The sequence below is a fragment of the Kitasatospora sp. NPDC029312 genome (genome assembly GCF_055569215.1).
In genome coordinates, this window is record NZ_JBVHXY010000064.1 from 1 (window position 1) to 21,932 (window position 21,932).

The 21,932-nt window shown below is 73.1% G+C and carries 18 protein-coding genes; 14 read left to right on the forward strand and 4 right to left on the reverse strand.

What is annotated here, in order from left to right; all coding sequences use genetic code 11:
• The coding region (locus ACZ4WV_RS33225; RefSeq protein ID WP_465752456.1) for a vWA domain-containing protein at positions 1-584 on the reverse strand (584 nt) is incomplete at its 3' end.
• 175 nt (positions 585-759) lie between these two features.
• On the opposite strand from ACZ4WV_RS33225, the gene ACZ4WV_RS33230 reads away from it, so the two are divergent.
• The 6 genes from ACZ4WV_RS33230 to ACZ4WV_RS33255 all read left to right on the forward strand — a co-directional run bounded on the left by ACZ4WV_RS33230 (position 760) and on the right by ACZ4WV_RS33255 (position 8,604).
• On the forward strand, positions 760-1,638 hold the full coding sequence (locus tag ACZ4WV_RS33230) for an ATP-binding cassette domain-containing protein (RefSeq protein ID WP_465752458.1): 879 nt from the start codon (positions 760-762) through the stop codon (positions 1,636-1,638).
• A complete protein-coding gene (locus tag ACZ4WV_RS33235; RefSeq protein WP_465752460.1) occupies positions 1,635-2,318 on the forward strand; it encodes an ABC transporter in 684 nt (227 codons plus the stop codon). The genes ACZ4WV_RS33230 and ACZ4WV_RS33235 overlap by 4 nt, the downstream gene beginning before the upstream one ends.
• 166 nt (positions 2,319-2,484) lie before the next feature.
• Positions 2,485-3,819 carry an FtsW/RodA/SpoVE family cell cycle protein gene (locus ACZ4WV_RS33240; RefSeq protein ID WP_465752515.1) on the forward strand — a complete coding sequence of 445 codons (1,335 nt, stop codon included), beginning with the start codon at positions 2,485-2,487 and terminating at the stop codon, positions 3,817-3,819.
• Entirely contained in the window at positions 3,819-5,327 is a 1,509-nt protein-coding gene (locus tag ACZ4WV_RS33245) for a penicillin-binding transpeptidase domain-containing protein (RefSeq protein ID WP_465752462.1), read from the forward strand. Before ACZ4WV_RS33240 ends, ACZ4WV_RS33245 begins: the two co-directional genes overlap by 1 nt.
• 182 nt (positions 5,328-5,509) lie before the next feature.
• A complete protein-coding gene (locus ACZ4WV_RS33250) occupies positions 5,510-7,069 on the forward strand; it encodes an APC family permease (protein WP_465752464.1) in 1,560 nt (519 codons plus the stop codon).
• Between the two features lie 128 nt (positions 7,070-7,197).
• Complete coding sequence (locus ACZ4WV_RS33255) at positions 7,198-8,604, forward strand: glycosyltransferase 87 family protein (protein ID WP_465752467.1); 1,407 nt, start codon at positions 7,198-7,200, stop codon at positions 8,602-8,604.
• A 143-nt stretch (positions 8,605-8,747) separates the two neighbouring features.
• On the opposite strand, the gene ACZ4WV_RS33260 is transcribed toward ACZ4WV_RS33255, so the two are convergent.
• Together ACZ4WV_RS33260 and ACZ4WV_RS33265 are read right to left on the reverse strand one after the other, a co-directional pair.
• A complete protein-coding gene (locus ACZ4WV_RS33260) occupies positions 8,748-10,511 on the reverse strand; it encodes a penicillin-binding transpeptidase domain-containing protein (protein WP_465752469.1) in 1,764 nt (587 codons plus the stop codon).
• 217 nt (positions 10,512-10,728) lie between these two features.
• Positions 10,729-12,540, reverse strand: coding sequence for a dolichyl-phosphate-mannose--protein mannosyltransferase (locus tag ACZ4WV_RS33265; protein WP_465752471.1), 1,812 nt, complete (start codon positions 12,538-12,540; stop codon positions 10,729-10,731).
• Positions 12,541-12,646: 106 nt separating this feature from the next.
• Here ACZ4WV_RS33265 and rsmI point away from each other — a divergent pair, with 106 nt between their 5' ends.
• From rsmI to ACZ4WV_RS33300, 7 genes are all read left to right on the forward strand, one after another.
• Positions 12,647-13,516 carry a 16S rRNA (cytidine(1402)-2'-O)-methyltransferase gene (rsmI, locus tag ACZ4WV_RS33270; RefSeq protein ID WP_465752473.1) on the forward strand — a complete coding sequence of 290 codons (870 nt, stop codon included), beginning with the start codon at positions 12,647-12,649 and terminating at the stop codon, positions 13,514-13,516.
• Positions 13,517-13,750: 234 nt separating this feature from the next.
• Positions 13,751-14,176: a hypothetical protein gene (locus ACZ4WV_RS33275; RefSeq protein ID WP_465752475.1), complete on the forward strand. Its 426-nt coding sequence runs from the start codon at positions 13,751-13,753 to the stop codon at positions 14,174-14,176.
• A gap of 159 nt (positions 14,177-14,335) precedes the next feature.
• Positions 14,336-15,955 (forward strand): methionine--tRNA ligase, encoded by a 1,620-nt coding sequence (gene metG / locus ACZ4WV_RS33280; protein WP_465752477.1) that lies wholly within the window; start codon positions 14,336-14,338, stop codon positions 15,953-15,955.
• Positions 15,955-16,833, forward strand: coding sequence for a TatD family hydrolase (locus ACZ4WV_RS33285; RefSeq protein ID WP_465752479.1), 879 nt, complete (start codon positions 15,955-15,957; stop codon positions 16,831-16,833). Before metG ends, ACZ4WV_RS33285 begins: the two co-directional genes overlap by 1 nt.
• A 111-nt stretch (positions 16,834-16,944) precedes the next feature.
• A complete protein-coding gene (gene rsmA, locus ACZ4WV_RS33290) occupies positions 16,945-17,982 on the forward strand; it encodes a 16S rRNA (adenine(1518)-N(6)/adenine(1519)-N(6))-dimethyltransferase RsmA (protein ID WP_465752481.1) in 1,038 nt (345 codons plus the stop codon).
• Positions 17,979-18,896 (forward strand): 4-(cytidine 5'-diphospho)-2-C-methyl-D-erythritol kinase, encoded by a 918-nt coding sequence (locus ACZ4WV_RS33295; protein ID WP_465752483.1) that lies wholly within the window; start codon positions 17,979-17,981, stop codon positions 18,894-18,896. Before rsmA ends, ACZ4WV_RS33295 begins: the two co-directional genes overlap by 4 nt.
• A 112-nt stretch (positions 18,897-19,008) precedes the next feature.
• Positions 19,009-20,832, forward strand: a complete 1,824-nt coding sequence (locus ACZ4WV_RS33300; protein WP_465752486.1) for an ABC-F family ATP-binding cassette domain-containing protein — start codon at positions 19,009-19,011, stop codon at positions 20,830-20,832.
• Between the two features lie 93 nt (positions 20,833-20,925).
• Here ACZ4WV_RS33300 and ACZ4WV_RS33305 read toward each other — a convergent pair whose 3' ends face one another.
• Complete coding sequence (locus tag ACZ4WV_RS33305) at positions 20,926-21,105, reverse strand: hypothetical protein (protein ID WP_465752488.1); 180 nt, start codon at positions 21,103-21,105, stop codon at positions 20,926-20,928.
• Positions 21,106-21,336: 231 nt separating this feature from the next.
• Here ACZ4WV_RS33305 and ACZ4WV_RS33310 point away from each other — a divergent pair, with 231 nt between their 5' ends.
• On the forward strand, positions 21,337-21,906 hold the full coding sequence (locus tag ACZ4WV_RS33310; RefSeq protein WP_465752490.1) for a hypothetical protein: 570 nt from the start codon (positions 21,337-21,339) through the stop codon (positions 21,904-21,906).
• Positions 21,907-21,932: the final 26 nt, after the last annotated feature.

Below are 21,932 nucleotides of genomic sequence, written 5' to 3' on the forward strand. Positions count from 1 at the left end.
GCCGGCTGAGCCCGTGACCCGGAACCCGCGGCGGGGGGGGGGGGGGGGGAGAGGGGGAAGAAAGCGATCCTGGCGCCAGCCCCCCCACCCCCCCCCCCCCCCCCCCCCCGCCTTCCCCCCCCCCCTCCCCCCCCCCCCCCCCCCCCCCCCAGGGCCAGGCCGATCGGGGTCCAGCCGGTGGGCCGCAGGGTGGCGACCGCGGTCTTGGCCTGGACCTTGTCGGTCTTGCCGACCGGGAAGAGCTGCTTGGTGTCCTGGCAGCCGAGGTTCTTGTCGTTGCCGGGGTAGGTCGCGCCGAGGGTGCGGATGCCGAAGTCGGTCTCCGGCGGAAGGGCGTCGATCACCTCGTTCAGCGACTGCTGGGCCACCGAGATGCGGCTCTTGCCCTGGATGTCGGTGGCGGTCATGGAACCGCTGACGTCCAGGATCAGGTCGACCTTGGGGTTCTCCTTGGGCGCGGCTGAGGCGCCGGCTGTTGGTTCGCCGGCATGGGCGGGCAGGCCGAGGAGCAGCGTGGCGCCCGTTATCGCCAGGGCGGTCAGCAGGCTGCCGAGCCTGGTGGTCGGTCGTCGTCCGGTAGTCACCCGCCAGATCCTAGGGATCATCAGTTCATCAAGGCCACACGGGACCGGACGGGGCACCCGCCCGCCGGCGTGCGAACTCGGCTTTCGGGCCGGGCGCTTGGGTCGTGCGGGGCTGACGCCGGTCTTATCCGCGCCGGGTAGCCTTCAGCGGGACGCGGACACGGGGGCGGGTGTGATGGAGCTGACCTCGGTCGGCAAGCGGTACGGGCGGCGCGGGCGGTGGATCCTGCGGGACGTCGACCTAGCCGTCGGGCCGGGGGAGTTGGTGCGGATCGCCGGGCCGAACGGCAGTGGCAAGTCGACGCTGCTGCGGCTGGTGGCCGGGATCGAGCGGCCGAGCACCGGCCGGGTGGTGCGGCCGGGTGCCACGGCGTACGTGCCGGAGCGCTTTCCGCCGGCGCTTCCGTTCGACGCCGCCTCCTACCTGGTGCGGGTGGGCCGGGTGCACGGGCTGTCGGCGGCGACGGCGCGGCGGCGGGCCGGGGAGTGGATGGAGCGGTTCGGCGTCGCGGACCGTGCGGGCACCCCGCTGAGCCGGTTGTCCAAGGGCACCTGCCAGAAGGTCGCGGTGACGCAGGCGCTGATCGCCGAGGCCCCGGTGCTGCTGCTGGACGAGGCCTGGACCGGGCTGGACCCGCAGGCCCGGGCGGTGCTGGACGAGGCGGCCGCAGAACGGGCGGCGGCGGGCGGCGCGGTGTTGTTCGTCGACCACGACCCGACGCGGCTGGCCGGGCGGACCAGTGCGGTCTACCGGGTCGGGGCGGACGGCATGCTGCGGCCGGACGAGGTGACGCCGGTGGCTGACGGGCCGGTGGCCGACGGGCCGGTGGGCGGAGTGCCGGGCGGGGCGGTGATGGAGATCGAGGTGGACGTCCCCGCGGGCGCCCCGCTGCCGCGGCGGTTGCCCGGCGCGCCGGAGCTGACCGCGCTGGACGGGACGGCGGTGCGCCTGGCGGTGCCGGCCGCGCACTCGGACGAGCTGCTGCGCAGCCTGCTGCTCGGCCGCCCGGCCGTACGGGTGCTGGCGGTGCGTCGACGGGGGGAGCGGCGGTGAGACAGGTCGGGGCACTGACCCGGTACCACCTGGAGCTGCTGCTGCGCTCGCACGCCTGGCTGCCGCCGTTCCTGGCGTTCGCGCTGCTGCTGGTGATCGGGGTGTCGGCGGGTGATCCGCTGCTGGGCGGCCTGGGCTACGGGGCGGGGGTGCTGTTGCCGGTGAGCGCCTGGTACGTGCGCGGCGTGCTGACCGCCGAACCGCCGGCCGCGCGGGCCTGCCTGGTCGCGGCGGCGGGCCCGGCGCGGGTGCACCTGGGCGCGCTGCTGGCGGCGCTGACGGCGGCCCTGGTGCTGGCGGTGGGCCAGGTGGCGGCGCTGTGGTGGCTCAGCGGGGCGGTGGCCGACTCGGGGGCCCAGCGGGATCCGGGCGTCGGACGGGCGCTGCTGGCCGGGCTGTCGACCTCGGTGGTCTGCGTGCTGTCCGGGGTGGTGGCCGGGGCACTGGCCAACCGCCCGGTGCTGGTCCGCTCGCCGTACGGGATCCTGGCGGCGCTTGGCTTGGCCGCGGTGGCGCTGGTGGCGCCGGTCTCGCCGGCCAACGTAGCGGTGCGCGCCCTGGTGGCGGCCGCGCGGACCGGGCAGGTGGCCGTGCCCTGGGTCGAACTGCTGCTCGCCACGGCGCTGCTGGCCGTGGTCGGTGCCGGGGTGGCGGCCCTGGCCGGGCGGCGGGCGCCGTGAGGCGTGGCGGCTGATTCCGGCAATGGCGGACACACCGGGGCGAAGAGCCGATGCACCTGGTCAGTGCTCGTTAGGGTGACGGATCGGGCGCGTGCGCCGCACCGGCGCCCGGACCCGGCCTCCTCCGCCTCCCCCAGGACGGTTCGTGGCGACACCCTCCGCCGTGATGAGATCCGCCCGGCCGGCCCGGTCGGTGCCGACCAGGCGCACCACCGAGCTGCTGCTGGTGCTGACCGCCGTCCTGGCCGCCGTGTTCGGCTACATCGAGGTGGGCGTCGACCTGGACGGCGCGGTGCCGGCCGACGCGGCGGGCTACGCCGCCGTGCTGGGCCTGCCGCCCCTGGCGGCGCACGCCGTCGTCCGGTGGCGGGCCCGGTACGCGGACCCGCTGCTGCTGCCGATCGCCGTGCTGCTCAACGGGATCGGGCTGGTGGTGATCCACCGGCTCGACCGGGCCACCCCGGGGCGGGCGGCCGCCTCGGCCCAGCTGCTCTGGTCCGGCCTGGGGGTGGTGCTGTTCATCGCCGTGGTGCTGCTGGTGCGCGACCACCGGCGGCTGCGCCGCTACGCCTACCTGGGGGCGCTGCTGGCGCTGGTCCTGCTGGTGCTGCCGATCTTCTTCCCGCCGGTGTACGGCTCGCGGATCTGGGTCGTGGCCGGGCCGGTCTCCTTCCAGCCGGGGGAGTTCGCCAAGGTGCTGCTGGCCGTCTTCTTCGCCGCCTACCTGGCGGTGCACCGCGACGCCCTGGCCCTCACCGGCCGCCGGGTCTGGCGCTGGCAGCTGCCGCGCGGGCGGGTGCTCGGGCCGGTGCTGCTGATCTGGGCGGCCTCCGTCGGCGTGCTGGTGCTGGAGACCGACCTCGGCACCTCGCTGCTGTTCTTCGCCCTCTTCGTGGTGATGCTGTACGTGGCCACGGCGCGCACCGGCTGGATCGCGATCGGCCTGGGCCTGGCGGCGGTCGGCGCGGTGACGGTCGGTCGGCTCTCGCCGCACGTGCACAGCCGGGTGTCGGACTGGCTGGACCCGCTGGGCTCGATCGCGGCGGGCAGGGGCGCCAACCAGCTCGCCCAGTCGCTGTTCGCCGTCGCCTGGGGCGGCGAGCTGGGCACCGGGCTGGGCAACGGGCACTCGGTGCTGATCGGCTTCGCCGCCAAGTCGGACTTCATCCTCGCCACCATCGGTGAGGAGCTCGGGCTGACCGGGCTGATCGCGGTGTTCCTGCTGTACGCGGTGCTGATCTCGCGCGGGTTCCGGACCGGCATCGCGCTGCGTGACCCGTTCGGGCGGCTGCTGGCGATCGGACTGGCGGCGATCGTCGGCCTGCAGGTGTTCGTGGTGGCGGGCGGGGTGCTCGCGCTGATCCCGCTGACCGGGATGACGATGCCGTTCATCGCCCAGGGCGGTTCCTCGGTGGTGACCAACTGGATCATCGTCGCGCTGCTCGTGCGCATGAGTCACGACGCCCGGCGGCCCGCCCCGCCCGCCCCCGAGGGGGCGTGATGGCGCGGATCCGACGGAGGGGCAACGGCCCCCAGGGCCTGCCCGGGATCTCGGTCACCGGGCGGCGGGCGGCGACCTTCTGCGTGCTGCTGGTCGCGGCGCTGTGCGTGCAGGCCACCCGGGTGCAGGTGTTCCAGGCCGGGGGCCTCGACCACAACACCGCCAACCAGCGGCTCACCGTCGAGCGCTACGCCCAGCCGCGCGGGAACATCCTGGTCGGCGCCGAGAGCGTCACCGGCTCCCGGGCCACCGGCGGGCGGTACGCGTACAAGCGCACCTACACCGACGGCCCGACCTACGCCGCCGTCACCGGCTTCGCCTCCCAGGCGTACGGGACCACCCAGCTGGAGGCCACCGAGGACGACCTGCTGACCGGCACCGACGGACGGCTGACCGGCTGGGCGCTCTGGGACGCGATCAGCCGCAAGCAGAACCCCGGCGGGGACGTGCACACCACGATCGACCGGGCCGCGCAGCAGGCCGCGATGAGCGGGCTCGGCCGCCAGAAGGGCGCGGTGGCGGCGATCGAGCCGGCCACCGGGCGGATCCTGGCGCTGGCCAGCACGCCCTCCTACGACCCGGGCGACTTCGCCGGCTCGGGCGGCGCCGACCAGACGGCCTGGAACCGGCTGCAGGCCGACCCCGACCAGCCGATGCTCAACCGGGCGCTGCGCCAGACCTACCCGCCGGGTTCGGCCTTCAAGGTGGTCACCGCCGCGGCCGCGCTCGCGAGCGGGGTGGTCACCGACCCGAACGCGCCGACCGAGGCGCCCTTCCCGTACGTGATGCCCGGGACGACCACCGCGCTGGTCAACGACAGCGCCGTCTGCGACCAGCCCGGGCAGTCGCTGGACGCCGCGATGACGGCCAGCTGCAACAGCGTACTCGGCTACCTCGGGGTGCGGACCGGGCTGGAGCGGATGGTGGCGACGGCCGAGGGCTTCGGCTTCAACGACCCGGAGCTGGACCTGCCGGTGCGCCCGGCCCGGTCGAACGTCGACACCCGGATGAACCCCTCGCAGCTGGCGCTGTCCTCGATCGGGCAGTTCGACACCGCGGCCACCCCGCTGGTGATGGCGATGGTCGCGGCCGGGGTCGCCAACGACGGGACGGTGATGCGTCCACAGCTTGTGGACAAGCTGACCCGCGGCGACGGCACGGTGGTGGAGCTGATGAAGCCGGCCGTGTACAAGCGGCCGCTGACGCCGGCGGTGGCCGGGCAGGTGCGCAAGCTGATGACCGACGTGGTGGAGCACGGCACCGGCGGCAACGCCCGGATCGCCGGGGCGGTGGTCGGCGGCAAGACCGGCACCGCCCAGCACGGGGTGGACAACAGCGGGACGCCGTACGCCTGGTTCGTCTCCTGGGCCAAGCCGGCCGGCTCGGACGCGGTGCCGCCGGTCGCGGTGGCGGTGGTGGTCGCGGACAGCGATGCCTCGGACGTCTCCGGCGGTGCGCTGGCCGCTCCGATCGCGCGGTCGGTGATGCGGGCGGTGCTCGACCGCTGAGGCCGTCGGCAGGGGCGCTGAGCTGGCCTTTTAGCCTGCGCCCGGGGAAGTCTGCCGTGTGCGAAGTGTCCGGTTTGTTATCTGCGGTGCTACGGTTCGTACAATGCGCGGTCCGAGACTGTTCGTTTGCGACACTGGTGCATTCGGGGGGTACTGTCCCATCTTTGTTCGGTTGGTCCCCGATGGCACCCCCCAGTGCCCCGGGTGACCGGCCACTAGGACACCCTCCCCCGCCTAGAAGGATCGCGGTCTTGGCCAGCAACACCCTTGGCGCGCGTCTACTGCGACGCAAGCCCGTATCGTCCCTGATCGCGGAGAGCGACGGCCACAGCGGCCTCCCGGCCGGCGCGCCCGAGGAGGGCGGACGCTCCGGCATCCACCTCCGCCGCTCCATCGGGCTCTGGCAGCTGTCCGCGATCGGCATCGGCGCCACCATCGGCACCGGCATCTTCTTCGTGCTGAACACCGCCGTCCCCGCGGCCGGCCCGGCCGTCATCCTCTCCTTCGTGATCGCCGCCGTCACCGCCGGACTCACCGCGCTCTGCTACGCCGAGATGGCCTCCGCGATCCCGGTCTCCGGCTCCTCGTACTCCTACGCCTACGCCACCCTCGGCGAGGGCGTCGCCTTCGGCGTCGGCATCTGCCTGCTGATGGAGTACGGCGTCTCCGCCTCCGCGATCGCCGTGAGCTGGGCCGAGTACCTGAACAAGTTCCTCGACCTGTCTTTCGGGTTCAAGATCCCCGAGCAGTTGTCCGCGGCGCCGGACAGCACCCACTGGTTCAACCTGCCGGCGCTGCTGCTGGTCGCGATGGTCTGCTTCCTGCTGATCCGCGGTGTCAGCGAGTCCGTGAAGGTCAACGCGGTCATGGTCGGCATCAAGATCGTGATCCTGCTGCTGTTCGTCGGCGTCGCGCTCACCGGCTTCCACTCCGGCAACCTGACCCCGTTCATGCCGCTCGGCATCGGCGGCGTGCAGGTCGCCGCGTCCAGCATCTTCTTCTCCTTCATCGGCCTGGACGCCGTGTCCACCGCCGGTGAGGAGGTCAAGGATCCGCGCCGCACCCTGCCGATGGCGATCATCATCTCGCTGGTCGTGGTGACCCTGCTCTACATCCTGGTCGCCCTGGCCGGCATCGGCGCCCAGCCGTGGAACAAGTTCGACGGCCAGGAGGCGGGGCTCGCCCAGATCCTCCAGGACATCACCGGCCAGAGCTGGCCCGCGATCGTCTTCGCGATCGGCGCGATCATCTCGATCTTCAGCATCACCATCGTGGTGATCTACGGCCAGACCCGCATCCTGTACTCGATGGGCCGCGACGGCATGCTGCCCAAGCGCTTCGCCGAGCTCTCCCCGCGCACCGGCACCCCGGTCTGGAACACCATCGTGGTGGGCGTCGGCGTGGGCGCGCTGGCCGCCTTCGTCCCGCTGAACATCCTGGCCGACATCACCAGCCTGGGCACGCTGATCGCCTTCTCGGTGGTCTCCATCGGCGTGATGGTCCTGCGCCGCACCCAGCCCGACCTGCCGCGCGGCTTCAAGGTGCCCGGTTACCCGGTCGTCCCGCTGGTCAGCGTCGCCTTCTGCGTCTACCTGATCACCGGACTGCACGCCGACACCTTCCGGGCCGGCGGGATCGCCCTCGCCGTCGCCGTGGTCGTCTACTTCGGCTACAGCATCAAGCACTCCAAGCTGGAGCAGACCCAGCAGCAGGCCGTCCCGGTCGACAGTCCGACCGGCTGACCAGGCCGTTACCCAATCGTGAAGGGCCGCCGACGGGTACGACCCCCGGCGGCCCTACGCGCGTAGCGTCCGGATCGGGGCTGGATGCCATGGCGACAGGGCCCGTCCGGCACCCATAACCTTCCACCATGGTGAGCACCCGCACGCCCGGCTTCTCCCGCCCGCGCGGCCGCTTCACCGGCCGCGCCAGAACGCCGGCCCAGACCGTCAGCGCCGAAGTGCCGTCCAGACCCGGACGGCCCCCACGGGGTTTCTCCACCCGGCCGTTCCCCCGACAGCGTGGCGAAAGCACCTTTCCGCCCACGCTCGATCGGTGGAATCCCGCCCGGCTCGCCTCGCTGCGCTCGGTCCAGCTGCTCGGCTGCCTGATCGCGGCCGGCTGGGCCGCCACCTTCCCCCTGGTCTCCGACCTGCCCAACCAGCGGCTGTGGGGCCTCGTCGCAGCCCCCGCCTACCTGCTGGCCGGGCTGTTCTGCCTCACCCTGCCGCGCCGCTACGCCCCCCAGGCGGCTGCGGCGGTCGGCCTCGCCGGCGCCGTCCTCGCCCCCCTCGGACTACTCGCCCTGACCGGACGCCACCAGTCCGAGGTGATGGTGGTCGAACGCTCGGCCCACCTGCTGCTCACCACCGGTGACGCCTACCTGCCGCACCCGGTGGTCGTCACCGACTACAACCCGTACCTGCCGGCCATGGCCCTGTTCGGGCTGCCGCGCCAGCTGCTCGGCAGCTCCACCGCCTTCACCAGGGTCGCCGGGGACGCCCGTATCTGGTTCGCCCTCACCTTCGTCGTCTGCCTGCTGTGCGCCTGGCGGCTGCTGCGGCCCAGCCGGGACCGCGCGCCGCTGCTGCCGCTGGCCGTCCTCACCGCCTCGCCGCTGATAGCGCTCGCCCTGGCCGTCGGCGGAGTGGACCTCCCGCTGATCGGGGTCTGCTGCCTCGCCATGGCGCTCGCCGAGCGGGACCGCACCGTCGCCGCCGGCCTGGTGCTCGCCCTGGCCTGCAGCCTCAAATGGACCGCCTGGCCCGCGCTGCCGGTGGCCGTCCTGCTGCTCTGGCGGCTGTACGGGCGCCGGCCCGCCGCCCGCACCGCGCTGATCGGGGTCGGGGTGAGCGCGGCGGTGATCCTGCCGTCCGTCCTGACCCAGCCGAACCAGCTGCGCGACCAGGTGGTGCGCTTCCCGCTCGGGATGACCAAGATCCGGACCCCGGCGGGCAGCCCGCTGCCCGGCAAGGTGCTGGCCGGCTTCGGGCCCACCGGGCACTCGATCTCGCTGGCGCTGATGACGGTGGCCCTGGTCGGGGTGGCGATCTGGCTGCTGGCCCGGCCGCCGGTCTCCGCCATCGCGGCCGCCGACCTGCTGGCGGCGGGCCTGGCGATCGCCTTCACGCTCGCCCCGGCCGGGCGGTTCGGGTACCTGGCGCTGCCGGCCGTCCTGGTGATCTGGCCCCGGCTGGCAGCCCGCCGCTGGAGCAGCCGCCGACCGGTTCCGACCCGCTTGCGGAACGCGCCCCAGCCGGTGCTGCCGCGGCGCTGAAGGGGCTGGGCACTGAGGGCCGGGGCGCCGAGGAGCCGGACGGCGGACAGGCGCTGACGGCCCGGCCGGGCGGGGGCGCCGAGGGCCGGACGGCCGGAGCCCGTCCGACCCGGGCGGTCGAACGGGCTCCGGGAGACTCGGGCTCAGTGGTTGCCGGCCGCCTTGAGCAGCGAGGCGACCGCCGGGCCGGCCGCGTCGACGCCGTGGCCGCCGCCCTGGACCTCGGCGGCGACCGCGAGGTTGCCGCGGAAGGCCGTGAACCAGCTGTTGGTGGTGGACGCGCCCTGCACCTCGGCGGAACCGGTCTTGGCGCCCGCGTTGTCGGTGATCCCGGTCATCACGTCCTTGGCCGTGCCGCCGACGGCGGTGGCGTTCATCATCGCGCGCAGCTTGGCGGCGACGTCCGGCGCGATCTGGCGGGCCGCCTGCTGCTGCGGCAGACCGGCGACGAGGATCGGCTGCTTGAACGCGCCGCTCTGGACGGTCGCGGTGATCGAGGCGATGGCCAGCGGGTTCATCTGGACCTTGCCCTGGCCGATGTAGTTCATGGCCTGCTCGTCCTTGCTGCCCGGAGTGGGCGGCACCTTGCCGTCGGCGTTCGGCAGGCCGGTCTTCCACTCCAGGCCGACGCCGTACACGTCCTTGGCGGTGGCGGCCAGCGTCTCGGGCTTGAGGCTGGTCAGGCCCTGGTTGATGAAGGCCGTGTTGCAGGACACCATGAAATCCTGCTGGAGGGTGTTGTTCGGGAAGGCACCGGGAAAGTCGTTCGGGATGGCCACCGGGTTGCTGCTCTTCTCCGGGCAGGCCACCACGGTGTCCGGGTTGATCCCGGCCTCCAGCAGGGCCGTCGAGGTGACGATCTTCATCGTCGAGCCGGGCGCGAGCAGGCCGGTGAAGGCCCGGTTCTGGCCGGTGGCCGGCGCGTTGGCGAAGGCCAGCACCTGCCCGGTGCTCGGCTCGACCGCGACGATGGAGCCGGACTTGCCGCCCAGGTCGGTCATCGCCTTCTCGGCGGCGGCCTGGACGGTGTTGTCGATGGTGACCTTGAAGGGCTTGCCGGGCTTCGGCTCGACGATGGTGAACAGCTTGTCCGGGGCGGTCTTGCCGGCCGGGTCGGTGATCACCACGGCGCTGCCCGCGTCCTGGTCCTTGTTCGGGTCCGGCGGCAGCAGCTTGCGGGCGTTGTCCTGGAGGCTGGCCATCAGCGCCGGGGTGAGCGAGGCGCCCTGCAGCGGCTTGCCGTTGCGGTCGACCACGGTGGACGGCGGGGCGAAGACCTGCTGGGTGGCGATCGTATCGTTGCCGGACAGGTGCGGGTGGATCACCGAGGGCGCCCAGTGCACGGCCGGGGTGTTGTCGCTCATCTTCACGACGTTCAGGAAGCCGTTGTAGTCCCAGACCCGGCTGGTGCCCTCGAACTCGGCCCGCGCCTTGAAGCCCATCAGCACGCCGGTCGGCCCGGGGGAGGCGGACGGCGAGTCGGTGGCCCCCGGGGTGCCGGTCGCGGACGGGGCCGCCGAGGCCGCGCCGGTGGGCTTGGCCGGGGTGGGCGTGCCGGTGGCGGAGGCGAAGGCCTGCGGGGTGGCGGGGCCGGCCGGGGTCAGGGTCAGCGCGCTCGGCTTCACCGAGTCCTTGAAGGCCGTCAGCGCGGTGGTGGCGGTGGCCGGGTCGTCGGTCAGCGAGGCGGCCTTGGCGATGTCGCCGGACGCCCAGGCCGCCAGGAAGTCCTTCGCACCGTTCGCGGCCTGGTCGGCGGAGGGCGGTTCGGCGACCACCGTCCGGGCCTTCTTGCCGTCGGAGGACCCGGAGTCCGAGCCGCCCATCAGGCTGTAGGCGCCGTAGCCGCCGCCCGCCAGGACGACGATGGACACGCCGGTGATGATGCCGATCTTCGCGCCACTGCGCATGGTGCAGGTCCCCCAGGGGTCTCGCGGCCGGGCGCAACCGGCCGGAGGCCGGAAACGCGGTACCCGCCCACCCTAGGCAGGGCGGAACGGTGCGCCGACGAAATGCCCGGGACTTGTGACGGATCTGGTACGTCTCGTGCGCCGCGTACGGACGGTTCGGGCGTGTCGTGTGTGGGCGGGTCATGTGCGGGCGGGCGGCCCGGGATCCGGGCGCGGCTCAGATCCAGCTGTTGAACCACATCCGGCCGCGCCAGTCGTCCAGCGGGATGGTCTGCCCGGTGAACAGCGGGAAGAAGTAGAGGAAGTTCCAGACGATCAGCAGCACCAGCAGCCCGGCCGTCGTCGCGCCGATGATCCGGCGGTCCCGGGAGGCGCCGGGCGGCCCGATCAGGGCGCCGAGCAGCATCGTCACCGCGAGCACCAGGAACGGGACGAAGACCACCGCGTAGAAGAGGAAGATCGTCCGCTGCTGGTAGAGGAACCACGGCAGGTAGCCGGCCGCCAGGCCGCACAGCAGGGCGCCGGCCCGCCAGTCCCGCCGGAACGCCCAGCGCCACAAGCAGTAGACCAGCGCCACCACGGCCGTCCACCACAGCAGCGGCGTGCCGATGCCCAGCACCTCGCGGGCGCAGTCGGCGGCCGTGCAGCCGGCCTGGCCGAACTTCGGGGACTCGTAGTAGAAGGAGACCGGGCGGCCCAGCACCAGCCAGGACCACGGGTTGGACTGGTAGGTGTGGGGGTCGCTCAGATGGGTGTGGAACTCGTACACCGTCGAGTGGTAGTGCCACAGGGCGCGCAGGCCCTCGGGTATCCACGGGTAGTCGGTGGAGCGGCCGACCGCCCAGTCCCGGCCCCAGCCGCCCTGGCCGGGAGCGGTGCTGCTGGCGAACCAGCCCCACCAGGAGGCGAGGTAGACGGCCACCGAGACCACCACGACCGACACGAAGGCCGGCACCACGTCCCGGGCGAGCACCGCCAGGTACGGGCGCGGCGCCCCCGCCAGCCGGCGGGCGCCGACGTCCCACAGCACGGTCATCACGCCGAAGGCCGCCGCCACGTACAGGCCGCTCCACTTGGTGGCGCAGGTCAGGCCGACGCAGACGCCGGCCGCGATCCGGTACGGGCGCCAGCCCAGGTTGAGCCGCTGGGCCGCCCACGGATCCGCGACCCCGCCCAGCCGGGCCGCCAGCCGGGCCCGGGTGCGGTCGCGGTCCAGCAGCAGGAAGCCGAAGGCGGCGAGCATCCAGAACATCACCACCAGGTCGAGCAGCGCCGCCCGGCTGAGCACCAGGTGCAGGCCGTCCACCGAGAGCAGCAGACCGGCCACACAGCCCAGCAGCGTCGAGCGGAACATCCGGCGGGCGATCCGGGCCAGCATCAGCACCGACAGGGTGCCGAGCAGTGCCACCGCGAAGCGCCAGCCGAAGGGGTTCATCCCGAACAGCTGCTCGCCCGCACCGATGATCCACTTGCCGACCGGCGGGTGCACCACGTACGAGGGGGTCGGGCGGTACGGGACGGTCGCGCCCGGCGTCATGATCGTCGTGTTGGCGTCCTCCGGCCAGCTGATCTCGTAGCCGCCGTGCCAGAGCGCGTAGGCGTCCTTGGCGTAGTACGTCTCGTCGAAGACGATCGCGTGCGGCTGCCCCAGGTTCGTGAACCGCAGCAGCCCGGCGAACACCGCCACCGCGATCGGGCCCAGCCAGCCGGACCAGCGGCACAGGACGTACCAGAGGCCCTGCGGCAGCCGGACGCCCAGCCGCAGCAGCAGCGGCGACTGCGGGACGTCCCGGGTGGTCACCCCCGGGCCGTCCGGCATCGGCGGGACCAGGCGCTCGGTGAGCGTCGCGCTCGGGCGCGGGCGGTAGCCGTGGCGGGCCAGGCGCTCCCGCCAAACCGGAGCCGTCTCCCGGGGCGACGCGTCCCCGGCCGGCGCGGCCGGGGACGGGCGGGGGGACGGCAGGCCGACACCGCCGTGCGCGGAGTGGTCCGTACCAGTGGGCGTCTGCGCCGCCGTGTCGCCGTTCATCCGCCACATCGTAGGGGCGCTCTTCGCACGGGTGAGCGGTCCCTCGGAAGCTGCCCGAATCGTCACCAAAAGCCCCGGGGGTGGTGGAGCTGCAAGGATGGGGCCCGTGACAGGAGTACTCGTTCTCGCAGGCACCCCCATCGGCGACGTCTCGGACGCCCCGCCCCGGCTGCTCACCGAACTCGCCACGGCGGACGTCATCGCGGCCGAGGACACCCGGCGGCTGCGCCGGCTCACCCAGGCGCTCGGGGTGACCCCGGCCGGGCGGGTCCTCTCCTACTTCGAGGGCAACGAGGTCGCCCGCACCCCCGAGCTGGTCGAGGCGCTGCTCGGCGGCGCCCGGGTGCTGCTGGTCACCGACGCCGGGATGCCCTCGGTGTCCGACCCCGGCTACCGGCTGGTGGCGGCGGCCGTCGCGGCGGAGGTGAAGGTCACCGCCGTCCCCGGGCCGTCCGCCGTGCTCACCGCGCTCGCGCTGTCCGGGCTGCCGGTCGACCGGTTCACCTTCGAGGGCTTCCTGCCGCGCAAGACCGGGGACCGGGCCCGGCAGCTGGCCTCGATCGCGGCCGAGCCGCGCACCATGGTCTTCTTCGAGGCGCCGCACCGGATCGCCGAGGCGCTGGCCGCGATGGCCGAGGCGTTCGGACCCGAGCGCCCGGCCGCCGTGTGCCGCGAGCTCACCAAGACCTACGAGGAGGTCAAGCGCGGGCCGATCGGCGAGCTGGCGGCCTGGGCGGCCGACGGGGTCAGGGGCGAGATCACCGTCGTGGTGGCGGGCGCCCCCCCGGCCGCGCCCCAGGAGTTGACCCCGGCCGAACTGGCCCGGCTGGTCACCCTCCGGGAGGAGGCCGGGGAACGGCGCAAGGAGGCCATCGCGGCCGTCGCGGCGGAACTCTCCGTGCCCAAGCGGGACGTCTTCGACGCGGTCGTCGCGGCCAAGAAGGACGCCCTGAACGAGGCTCCGAAAAAGGGGTGAATTAGGGGGGTTGCGGGGCGGGCGGGGAGTCGTACCTTGGAGTGAGGCCCTGGTAAACACCCACTGAGCTGAAGTTTCGGTCGTGGTTGAAGCACGCTGGGAGGCCCTTCGTATAGGACTTCCCAACCCGCATCCAAGTCTTCACAAGCGGGGCATCGGCCGGGGCGGTCCGGGCATTTCCTGGAATGGAAAGACCCAGCCGGGCGAGCGCCCGACGGGCACTGGGAGAAGGCTATGAGCGACACGATCGGTAGCCCCCGCAGTGGCAACGCACTGAGCGCACCCGGGCTGTCCGGGCGGCCGCACACTCCCGTCGAGACCGTACGGGAGGCCTACGCCTTCGCCTGCCTGCGCTGCGGGTACGGCTGGGAGCAGGCGTACGACATCGAGCACCACGTCGCCAAGGACGGCCACGTCGTGTTCGAGTACCACGCCAACGGTGTCCGGGTACCGTCTCCGCTGCTCAAGCCGACCTGCCCCGGGTGTGGTGGCCACACCGTCCGGATCATGCGCGAGGGCCGGGTGGCCTCCGCCGACCAGCCCTGGCAGCACGCCCCCGGCTACCCGGCGCACGCCGAGCCGGCCGGGACGCCCCCGGTGCCCGGGCCCGAGAAGCCGCGCGGACGCTGGGCCCGGTTCTGGTCGCGGCTGCTGGGCTGACCGCCGGCACGGGAGCGCGACCGGGCCGCCCACCGCGAGCACCGCGGCGGGCGGCCCGGCGGGTGCGGGGCCGGCGGCCGCGGCCCCGCCGGGGCGGCCCCGGTGCGCGGGGGCGATGCGGTCGAGGCGGGTGTTCGGGCCCGACTAAGCTTTCCGACCATGGCGGCCACTGCAGAGCACAGCACCACCGGGGCGAACGCCTCGGCGTACTACGTTTCCACCCCGATCTACTACGTCAACGACCGTCCGCACCTGGGCCACGCGTACACCACGGTGGCGGGCGACGTCCTCACCCGCTGGCACCGCCAGCGCGGCGAGAAGGTGTGGTACCTGACCGGCACCGACGAGCACGGTCAGAAGATCATGCGGACCGCCGAGGCCAACGGCGTCAGCCCGCAGGAGTGGTGCGACAAGCTGGTCGAGGAGGCCTGGAAGCCGCTCTGGGAGCACCTGGAGATCGCCAACGACGACTTCATCCGCACCACCGAGGAGCGGCACACCGTCCGGGTGCAGGAGTTCGTCCAGGATCTGTACGACAAGGGCGAGATCTACAAGGGCGGCTACTCCGGCCCGTACTGCGTCGGCTGCGAGGAGTTCAAGCTCCCCGCCGAGCTGCTGGACGGCGCCACCGAGGACGAGAAGCTCTGCTCCGTCCACAAGCGGCCGGTCGAGTGGCTGGAGGAGGAGAACTACTTCTTCCGCCTCTCCGCCTACGGCCCGAAGCTGCTCGAGTTCTACGCCGCCAACCCGGGCTTCATCCAGCCCGCGTCGGCCCGCAACGAGGTGCTGCGCTTCGTCGAGCAGGACCTGAAGGACCTCTCGATCTCCCGCTCCACCTTCAACTGGGGCGTGCCGCTGCCCTGGGACGAGAAGCACGTCCTCTACGTGTGGGTGGACGCGCTGCAGAACTACATCACCGCGGCCGGCTACGGCAGCGACCCGGAGCGCTTCGCCGAGCTGTGGCCGGCCTCCGTTCACCTGGTCGGCAAGGACATCCTCCGCTTCCACGCCGTCATCTGGCCCGCCATGCTGATGGCCGCCGGCCTGCCGCTGCCCAAGCGGGTCGTCGCCAACGGCTGGCTGATGGTCGGCGGCGAGAAGATGTCCAAGTCCAACCTGACCGGCATCGCGCCCACCGACCTCACCTCGCACTTCGGCGTGGACGCGTACCGCTACTACTTCCTGCGGGCGATCCCGTTCGGCACGGACGGCTCGTTCTCCTGGGAGGACTTCACCGCCCGGTACACCTCCGAACTGGCCAACGACTTCGGCAACCTGGCCTCCCGGGTCGCCGCGATGGTCGGCAAGTACTTCGGCGGGGAGCTGCCGGCCTCGGCCGCGCACGGTGACGCCGAGCAGGCCGTCGCCGACGGGCTCGCCGCCGCCGTCGCCGCCGCCGACGTGAAGATCGGCGAGGAGCTCGACTTCGCCGGCGGCCTCGCGGCGATCTTCGAGTTCGTCAAGCAGGTCAACGGCTACCTCACCGAGCAGGAGCCGTGGAAGGTCGCCAAGGACGACTCGGAGGAGGGCCGGGCGCGTCTGGCCACCATCCTCTACACCGCCGCCGAGGCGCTGCGCGGCACCGCCGTCCTGCTCAACCCGGTGATGCCGGCCACGGCCGAGAAGCTGTGGGCCTCGCTCGGCGCCGCCGAGGGCCTCGGCGCGCTCGCCGCGCAGACCGTCGCCACCGCCGGTGACTGGGGCCGGCTGCCCGCCGGTGCCACCGTCACCAAGGGCGAGATCCTGTTCCCGCGCCTGGAAGAGAAGCCGGCCTCCTGATGCCCGCCAAGGACGACGACCGGTCGACCCCGCCGCCGCTGCCGGAACCCCTGGCCGTGGCGGTGGCCGACTCGCACACCCACCTCGACATGCAGGCCGGCACCCCGGCCGAGGGACTGGCCCGGGCCGCCTCGGTCGGAGTCACCACGGTCGTCCAGGTGGGCTGCGACGTGCCCGGCTCGCGCTGGGCCGCCGAACTGGCGGGCCGGTACGACCAGGTGCACGCGGCCGTCGCCCTGCACCCCAACGAGGCGCCGCGGATCTTCCTCGGCGACCCGGACGGCTGGTCCGGCCGGCGGCGGCCCGCGGGCGGTCAGGCGGCGCTGGACGAGGCGCTCGCCGAGATCGACGCCCTCGCCGCGCTGCCGCAGGTGCTCGCCGTGGGCGAGACCGGCCTGGACTACTTCCGCACCGGCCCGGAGGGCGTGGAGATCCAGAAGGAGTCGTTCCGCCGCCACATCGAGATGGCCAAGCGGCACGGCAAGGCCCTGGTCATCCACGACCGGGACGCCCACGAGGACGTCATCGCCGTCCTGCTGGCCGAGGGCGCCCCGGAACGGACCGTCTTCCACTGCTACTCGGGCGACGCCGAGATGGCCGAGGTCTGCGCCGAACACGGCTGGTACCTCTCCTTCGCCGGTCCGGTCACCTTCAAGGCCAACCAGCCGCTGCGCGACGCGCTGCTCGCCACGCCGCTCGACCGGATCCTGGTCGAGACCGACGCACCCTTCCTCACCCCGCACCCGTACCGGGGCCGGCCCAACGCGCCGTACCTCATCCCGGTCACGGTGCGGTCGATGGCCGTCACCCTGGGGCTGCACGAGGACGAGCTGTCGGCGGCGATCGCGGCGAACACGGCCCGGGCGTTCGGATACTGAACCCGGGCGTCGGGGCCCTAGGGGCGGCCCTCCGGTCCGGCGCGCCGCTCCCGTCGGGCGCTCCGGTCCGGCGCGTCCGGGTGGCGCCGCCCGCGCCCGTATCCTTGGCGCGTGAGCACCACCGACCCCACCCCTGACAGCCGCCCCCAGCCTCCGGCCGGGGGGACCCCCTTGCTGGGCAGCGCCGACATCCGGGAGCTGGCGGCCGCGTTCGGCGTGAAGCCGACCAAGCAGCGCGGGCAGAACTTCGTCATCGACGGCAACACCGTGCGGCGGATCGTCCGCGCCGCCGAGGTGACGGAGCAGGACGCGGTGGTGGAGGTCGGGCCCGGACTCGGCTCGCTCACGCTGGCGCTGCTCGAGGTCGCCCGGCACGTCACGGCGGTCGAGATCGACCCGGTACTGGCCCGGCACCTGCCGGACACCGTCGCCGCCCGGATGCCCGGTCGCGCGGACTCCTTCGACCTGGTGTTCAGCGACGCCATGGAGGTCACCGAGCTGCCCGGGCCGGCGCCCACCGCGCTGGTCGCCAACCTGCCGTACAACGTCGCCGTGCCCGTCCTGCTGCACATGCTGGCGACCTTCCCCAGCATCGAGCGGACCCTGGTCATGGTCCAGAGCGAGGTCGCCGACCGGCTCGCCGCCAAGCCCGGCAACAAGGTGTACGGCGTCCCGTCGGTCAAGGCCAACTGGTACGCCGAGGTGAAGCGGGCCGGGGCGATCGGGCGGAACGTGTTCTGGCCCGCCCCCAACGTCGACTCCGGACTGGTCTCGCTGATCCGCCGCGAGCCGCCGAAGACCACCGCCAGCCGCGAGGAGGTGTTCGCGGTCGTCGACGCCGCGTTCGCCCAGCGGCGCAAGACCCTGCGCGCCGCCCTGGCCGGCTGGGCCGGCTCGGCCGCCGGGGCGGAGCAGGCGCTCGCCGCCGCCGGGATCGACCACAAGCTGCGCGGCGAGATGCTGACGGTGGAACAGTTCGCCGCGATCGCCGAGCACAAGCCCGCCGGCGACCACAAGGCCGTCACCGGGGCCGAGCGCGCCACCGGGCAGAAGGCCGCCGGGCAGAACGCCGCTGAGGCCAGGCCCGCCGGGCCCGAGTCCGCCGCCGAGCACCAGTCCGCCGCCGAGCCCGTTGAGGACAGCGAGTGATCACCGTACGGGTACCGGCCAAGGTCAACGTCCAGCTCGGGGTCGGCGGACTGCGCGCCGACGGTTTCCACGACCTGGCCAACGTCTTCTTCGCCGTCGCGCTCGGCGACGAGGTCACCGCGACCGAGTCGTCCGAGGGCGTCACGCTGTCCTGCTCCGGGCCGGACGCCGAGGCCGTCCCGCTCGACGACAGCAACCTCGCCGCCCGCGCCGCCCGGCTCCTCGCCGCCCACCACGGGATCACCGACCCCGCGGTGTACCTGCACATCGCCAAGGCCATCCCGGTGGCCGGCGGCATGGCCGGCGGAAGCGCCGACGGCGCCGCCGCACTGGTCGCCTGCGACGCCCTGTGGAAGCTCGACACCCCCGTCGAAACGCTGCTGGAGCTGGCCGCCGAACTCGGCTCCGACGTGCCGTTCGCCCTGGTCGGCGGCGTCGCGCTGGGCCGCGGCCGCGGCGAGATCCTGGAGCCGCTCGCCGTCTCCGGGACCTTCCACTGGGTCTTCGCGGTCGCCGACGGCGGCCTGTCCACCCCCGCCGTCTTCCGCGAGTGTGACCGGCTGCGCGAGGAGGCCGGCACCGGCTCCGGCGACACCGACGTCCCCACCCCCGACGCCGACCCGGCCCTGCTCGCCGCCCTCGCCGAGGGCGACGCCGTCGCCCTCGCCGCCGCGCTCGCCAACGACCTCCAGGCCGCCGCGCTGTCGCTGCGGCCCGCGCTGGCGGCCACCCTGCGGGCCGGCACCGAGGCGGGCGCGCTCGGCGCCCTGGTCTCCGGCTCCGGGCCGACCTGCGCGTTCCTGGCCAAGGACGCCGACGCGGCCACCACCGTCGCCGAGGCGCTGCGGGCCTCCGGCACCTGCCGCACCGCGCACGCCACGTACGGGCCGGTGCCGGGGGCGTCGGTGCTCTGAGTCCGTCGTCCGGGTCACCGCGGGCCCATTAGGCTGGGGAGATCGGGGTCTCCCCGAGCCGGCGGCGGGCCCAGCCCGCCCGGCGACCGCCGAACCCAGGAGCGCAGCACACGTGGCCGTCAACCTCGCCACCATCGAGTCCGTCACGAAGGTCTACGGCACCCGCACCCTGCTGGACGCGGTGAGCCTGGGCGTGAGCGAGGGCGACCGGATCGGCGTCGTCGGCCGCAACGGCGACGGCAAGACCACCCTGATCCGGATGCTCGCCAAGCTGGAGGAGCCCGACGGCGGCCGGATCACCTGGAACGGCGGCCTCGAACCGGCCGTCCTCACCCAGCACGACTCGCTCGACCCCGAGGCCACCATCCGGCACGAGGTCATCGCCGACCGCGCCGACCACGAGTGGCTCGGCGACGCCCGGATCCGCGACATCATCGAAGGCCTCTTCGGCGGCCTCGACCTGCCCGGCTTCGCCGACGGCCTGGACACCGTCATCGGCCCGCTCTCCGGCGGCGAGCGCCGCCGGATCGCCCTCGCCAAGCTGCTGCTCGGCTCCCCCGAGCTGGTCATCCTCGACGAGCCCACCAACCACCTCGACGTCGAGGGCATCAACTGGCTCGCCCAGCACCTGCAGAAGCGCCGCTCCGCACTGGTCTGCGTCACCCACGACCGGTGGTTCCTCGACCAGGTCTGCACCCGGATGTGGGACGTCCAGAACGGCGAGGTGCACGAGTACGAAGGCGGCTACTCCGACTACGTCTTCGCCCGCGCCGAGCGCTCCCGGATCGAGGCCGTCGAGGAGCAGAAGCGCCAGAACCTGGCCCGCAAGGAACTCGCCTGGCTGCGCCGCGGCGCCCCCGCCCGCACCTCCAAGCCGCGCTACCGGATCGAGGCCGCCAACGCCCTGATCGCGGACGTGCCGGAGCCGCGCGACACGAGCGAGCTGAGGAAGTTCGCCAACGCCCGGCTCGGCAAGACCGTCTTCGACCTGGAGAACGTCACCGTCAAGGCCGGCCCCAAGCTGCTGCTGGAGAACCTCACCTGGCAGCTCGGCCCCGGCGACCGGATCGGCCTGCTCGGCGTCAACGGCGCCGGCAAGACCTCGCTGCTGCGCGCCCTGCGCGACGCGTACGCCTCCGAGGGCGAGGTGCAGCCGGCCTCCGGTGTGATCAAGGTCGGCAAGACCGTGCGACTCGCCTACCTGTCCCAGGAGGTCGCCGAGCTGGACCCGGCCACCCGGGTGCTGCAGGCCGTCGAGCAGGTCCGCTCCCGGGTCGACCTCGGCAAGGGCCGGGAGATGAGCGCCGGTCAGCTCTGCGAGCAGTTCGGCTTCGGCAAGGACAAGCAGTGGACGCCGGTCGGCGACCTCTCCGGCGGCGAGCGGCGGCGCCTGCAACTGCTGCGCCTGCTGATGGACGAGCCCAACGTGCTGTTCCTCGACGAGCCCACCAACGACCTGGACATCGAGACGCTCAACCAGCTGGAGGACCTGCTCGACGGCTGGCCCGGCTCGATGATCGTCATCAGCCACGACCGCTTCTTCATCGAGCGGACCACGGACGTGGTGCACGCTCTGCTCGGCGACAAGAAGTTGCGGATGCTGCCTGGCGGCGTCGACGAGTACCTGGAACGGCGGGCCCGGATGGCGGCGGCCGCCGCCGCGACCCCCGCTGCCGCCGCCCCGGCCCCGGCCGCCGAGGCCGGCGCCGCCTCCGCACTGTCCGGCGGAGACCTGCGGGCGGCCAAGAAGGAGATGCAGAAGCTGGAGCGGCAGATCGCCAAGCTCGACGAGAAGGAGTCCAAGCTCCACACCCAACTCGCCGAGCACGCCGCCGACTTCTCCAAGGTCGCGGAGCTGGACGGACAACTGCGCGCCGTCCGGGAGGAGAAGGAGGAGCTGGAGATGAGCTGGCTGGAGCTGGCCGAGCAGGTCTGAGCCACGCCGCTGCCGGCTGAGTGGGAGCGAGCTACGCCGCTGCCGGCTGAGTGGGTCCGGGTGATGCCGCTGCCGACCAGGTGGGGCCGGTAGCTACTTCCCGCCGAACAGGCTCTCCAACTCGTCCGCCGCACGGCCCAGCGCGCTGAGCGCCGGGTCGTGCGGCGCCGTCGGACGGGCCGCCGGCCCCGTCGGCGGACGGTGCCGCCGCGCCGCTGCCGCCAGTTCGTCCAGCGCCCGGCGCACCCGCTCCGCCTCCTCGGGGTCGGGCACCCGACAGCCCCCCGCACGTGTCAAGTTCGTACCGATCGCGCCCGGACCGGCCAAGGGCCCCTGCCCGGCCGACAGGGGCGGTGGCTACGATGACAGCGGGGAGAACCGCCCCCACGTCGGGCGGTTCGACCGACCAGGACGGTATGACCGAGAAGTTGACGGTGCGTTGCGGCGGGAAGCACTCGGGCGTCGGCCCGAGTGCCCGGCCGTACGGGGGAGAGGTGAACTGCTGTGGCAGATGACGGCAAGCCGGGGACGACCACGAACCCGACGAAGCCCGCGGGAACGGACCCCGCGCCTTCGTCGCCTGAGGCCAAACCGTACGTGCTGCCCACCAACCCGGGCGGATACGGGCCCACCATCAGCGAGGCGCAGACGTACGGGGACGCCAACGCGCTGGTCGCCGCTTTCGGCAAGCACGACGTCAAGGTCGAGCTGGACACGCTCACCACCTTCGCCACCAAGATTGAAGCACTGCTCGCCGCGATGGACGGATCGCCGGCCGCGCCGTACAAGCTCGAGCAGCAGAAGCTGACCCAGGGCAGCTTCGTGAGCGGGGGATCTGCGCACCAGTTCGTGGAAGCGGTCACCCTCTCCAGCACCTACGAAAAGGTCCACACCCAGCTCGTCAAGCTGCACAAGGACTTCCTGTCGCAGATCGAGGCGATGAAGAAGGCAGTGGCGAGCACGGAGGGTAACTACCGGACCAACGAGGATCAGGCGACCGCTGATCAGAACGCGGTCGCGAAGAGCTCCGGCGTGGCGGGGACGACCGGACCTGCCGGCAAGAACGACCTGTGACGGCGGTCGATGGAGAGGGTTCACGG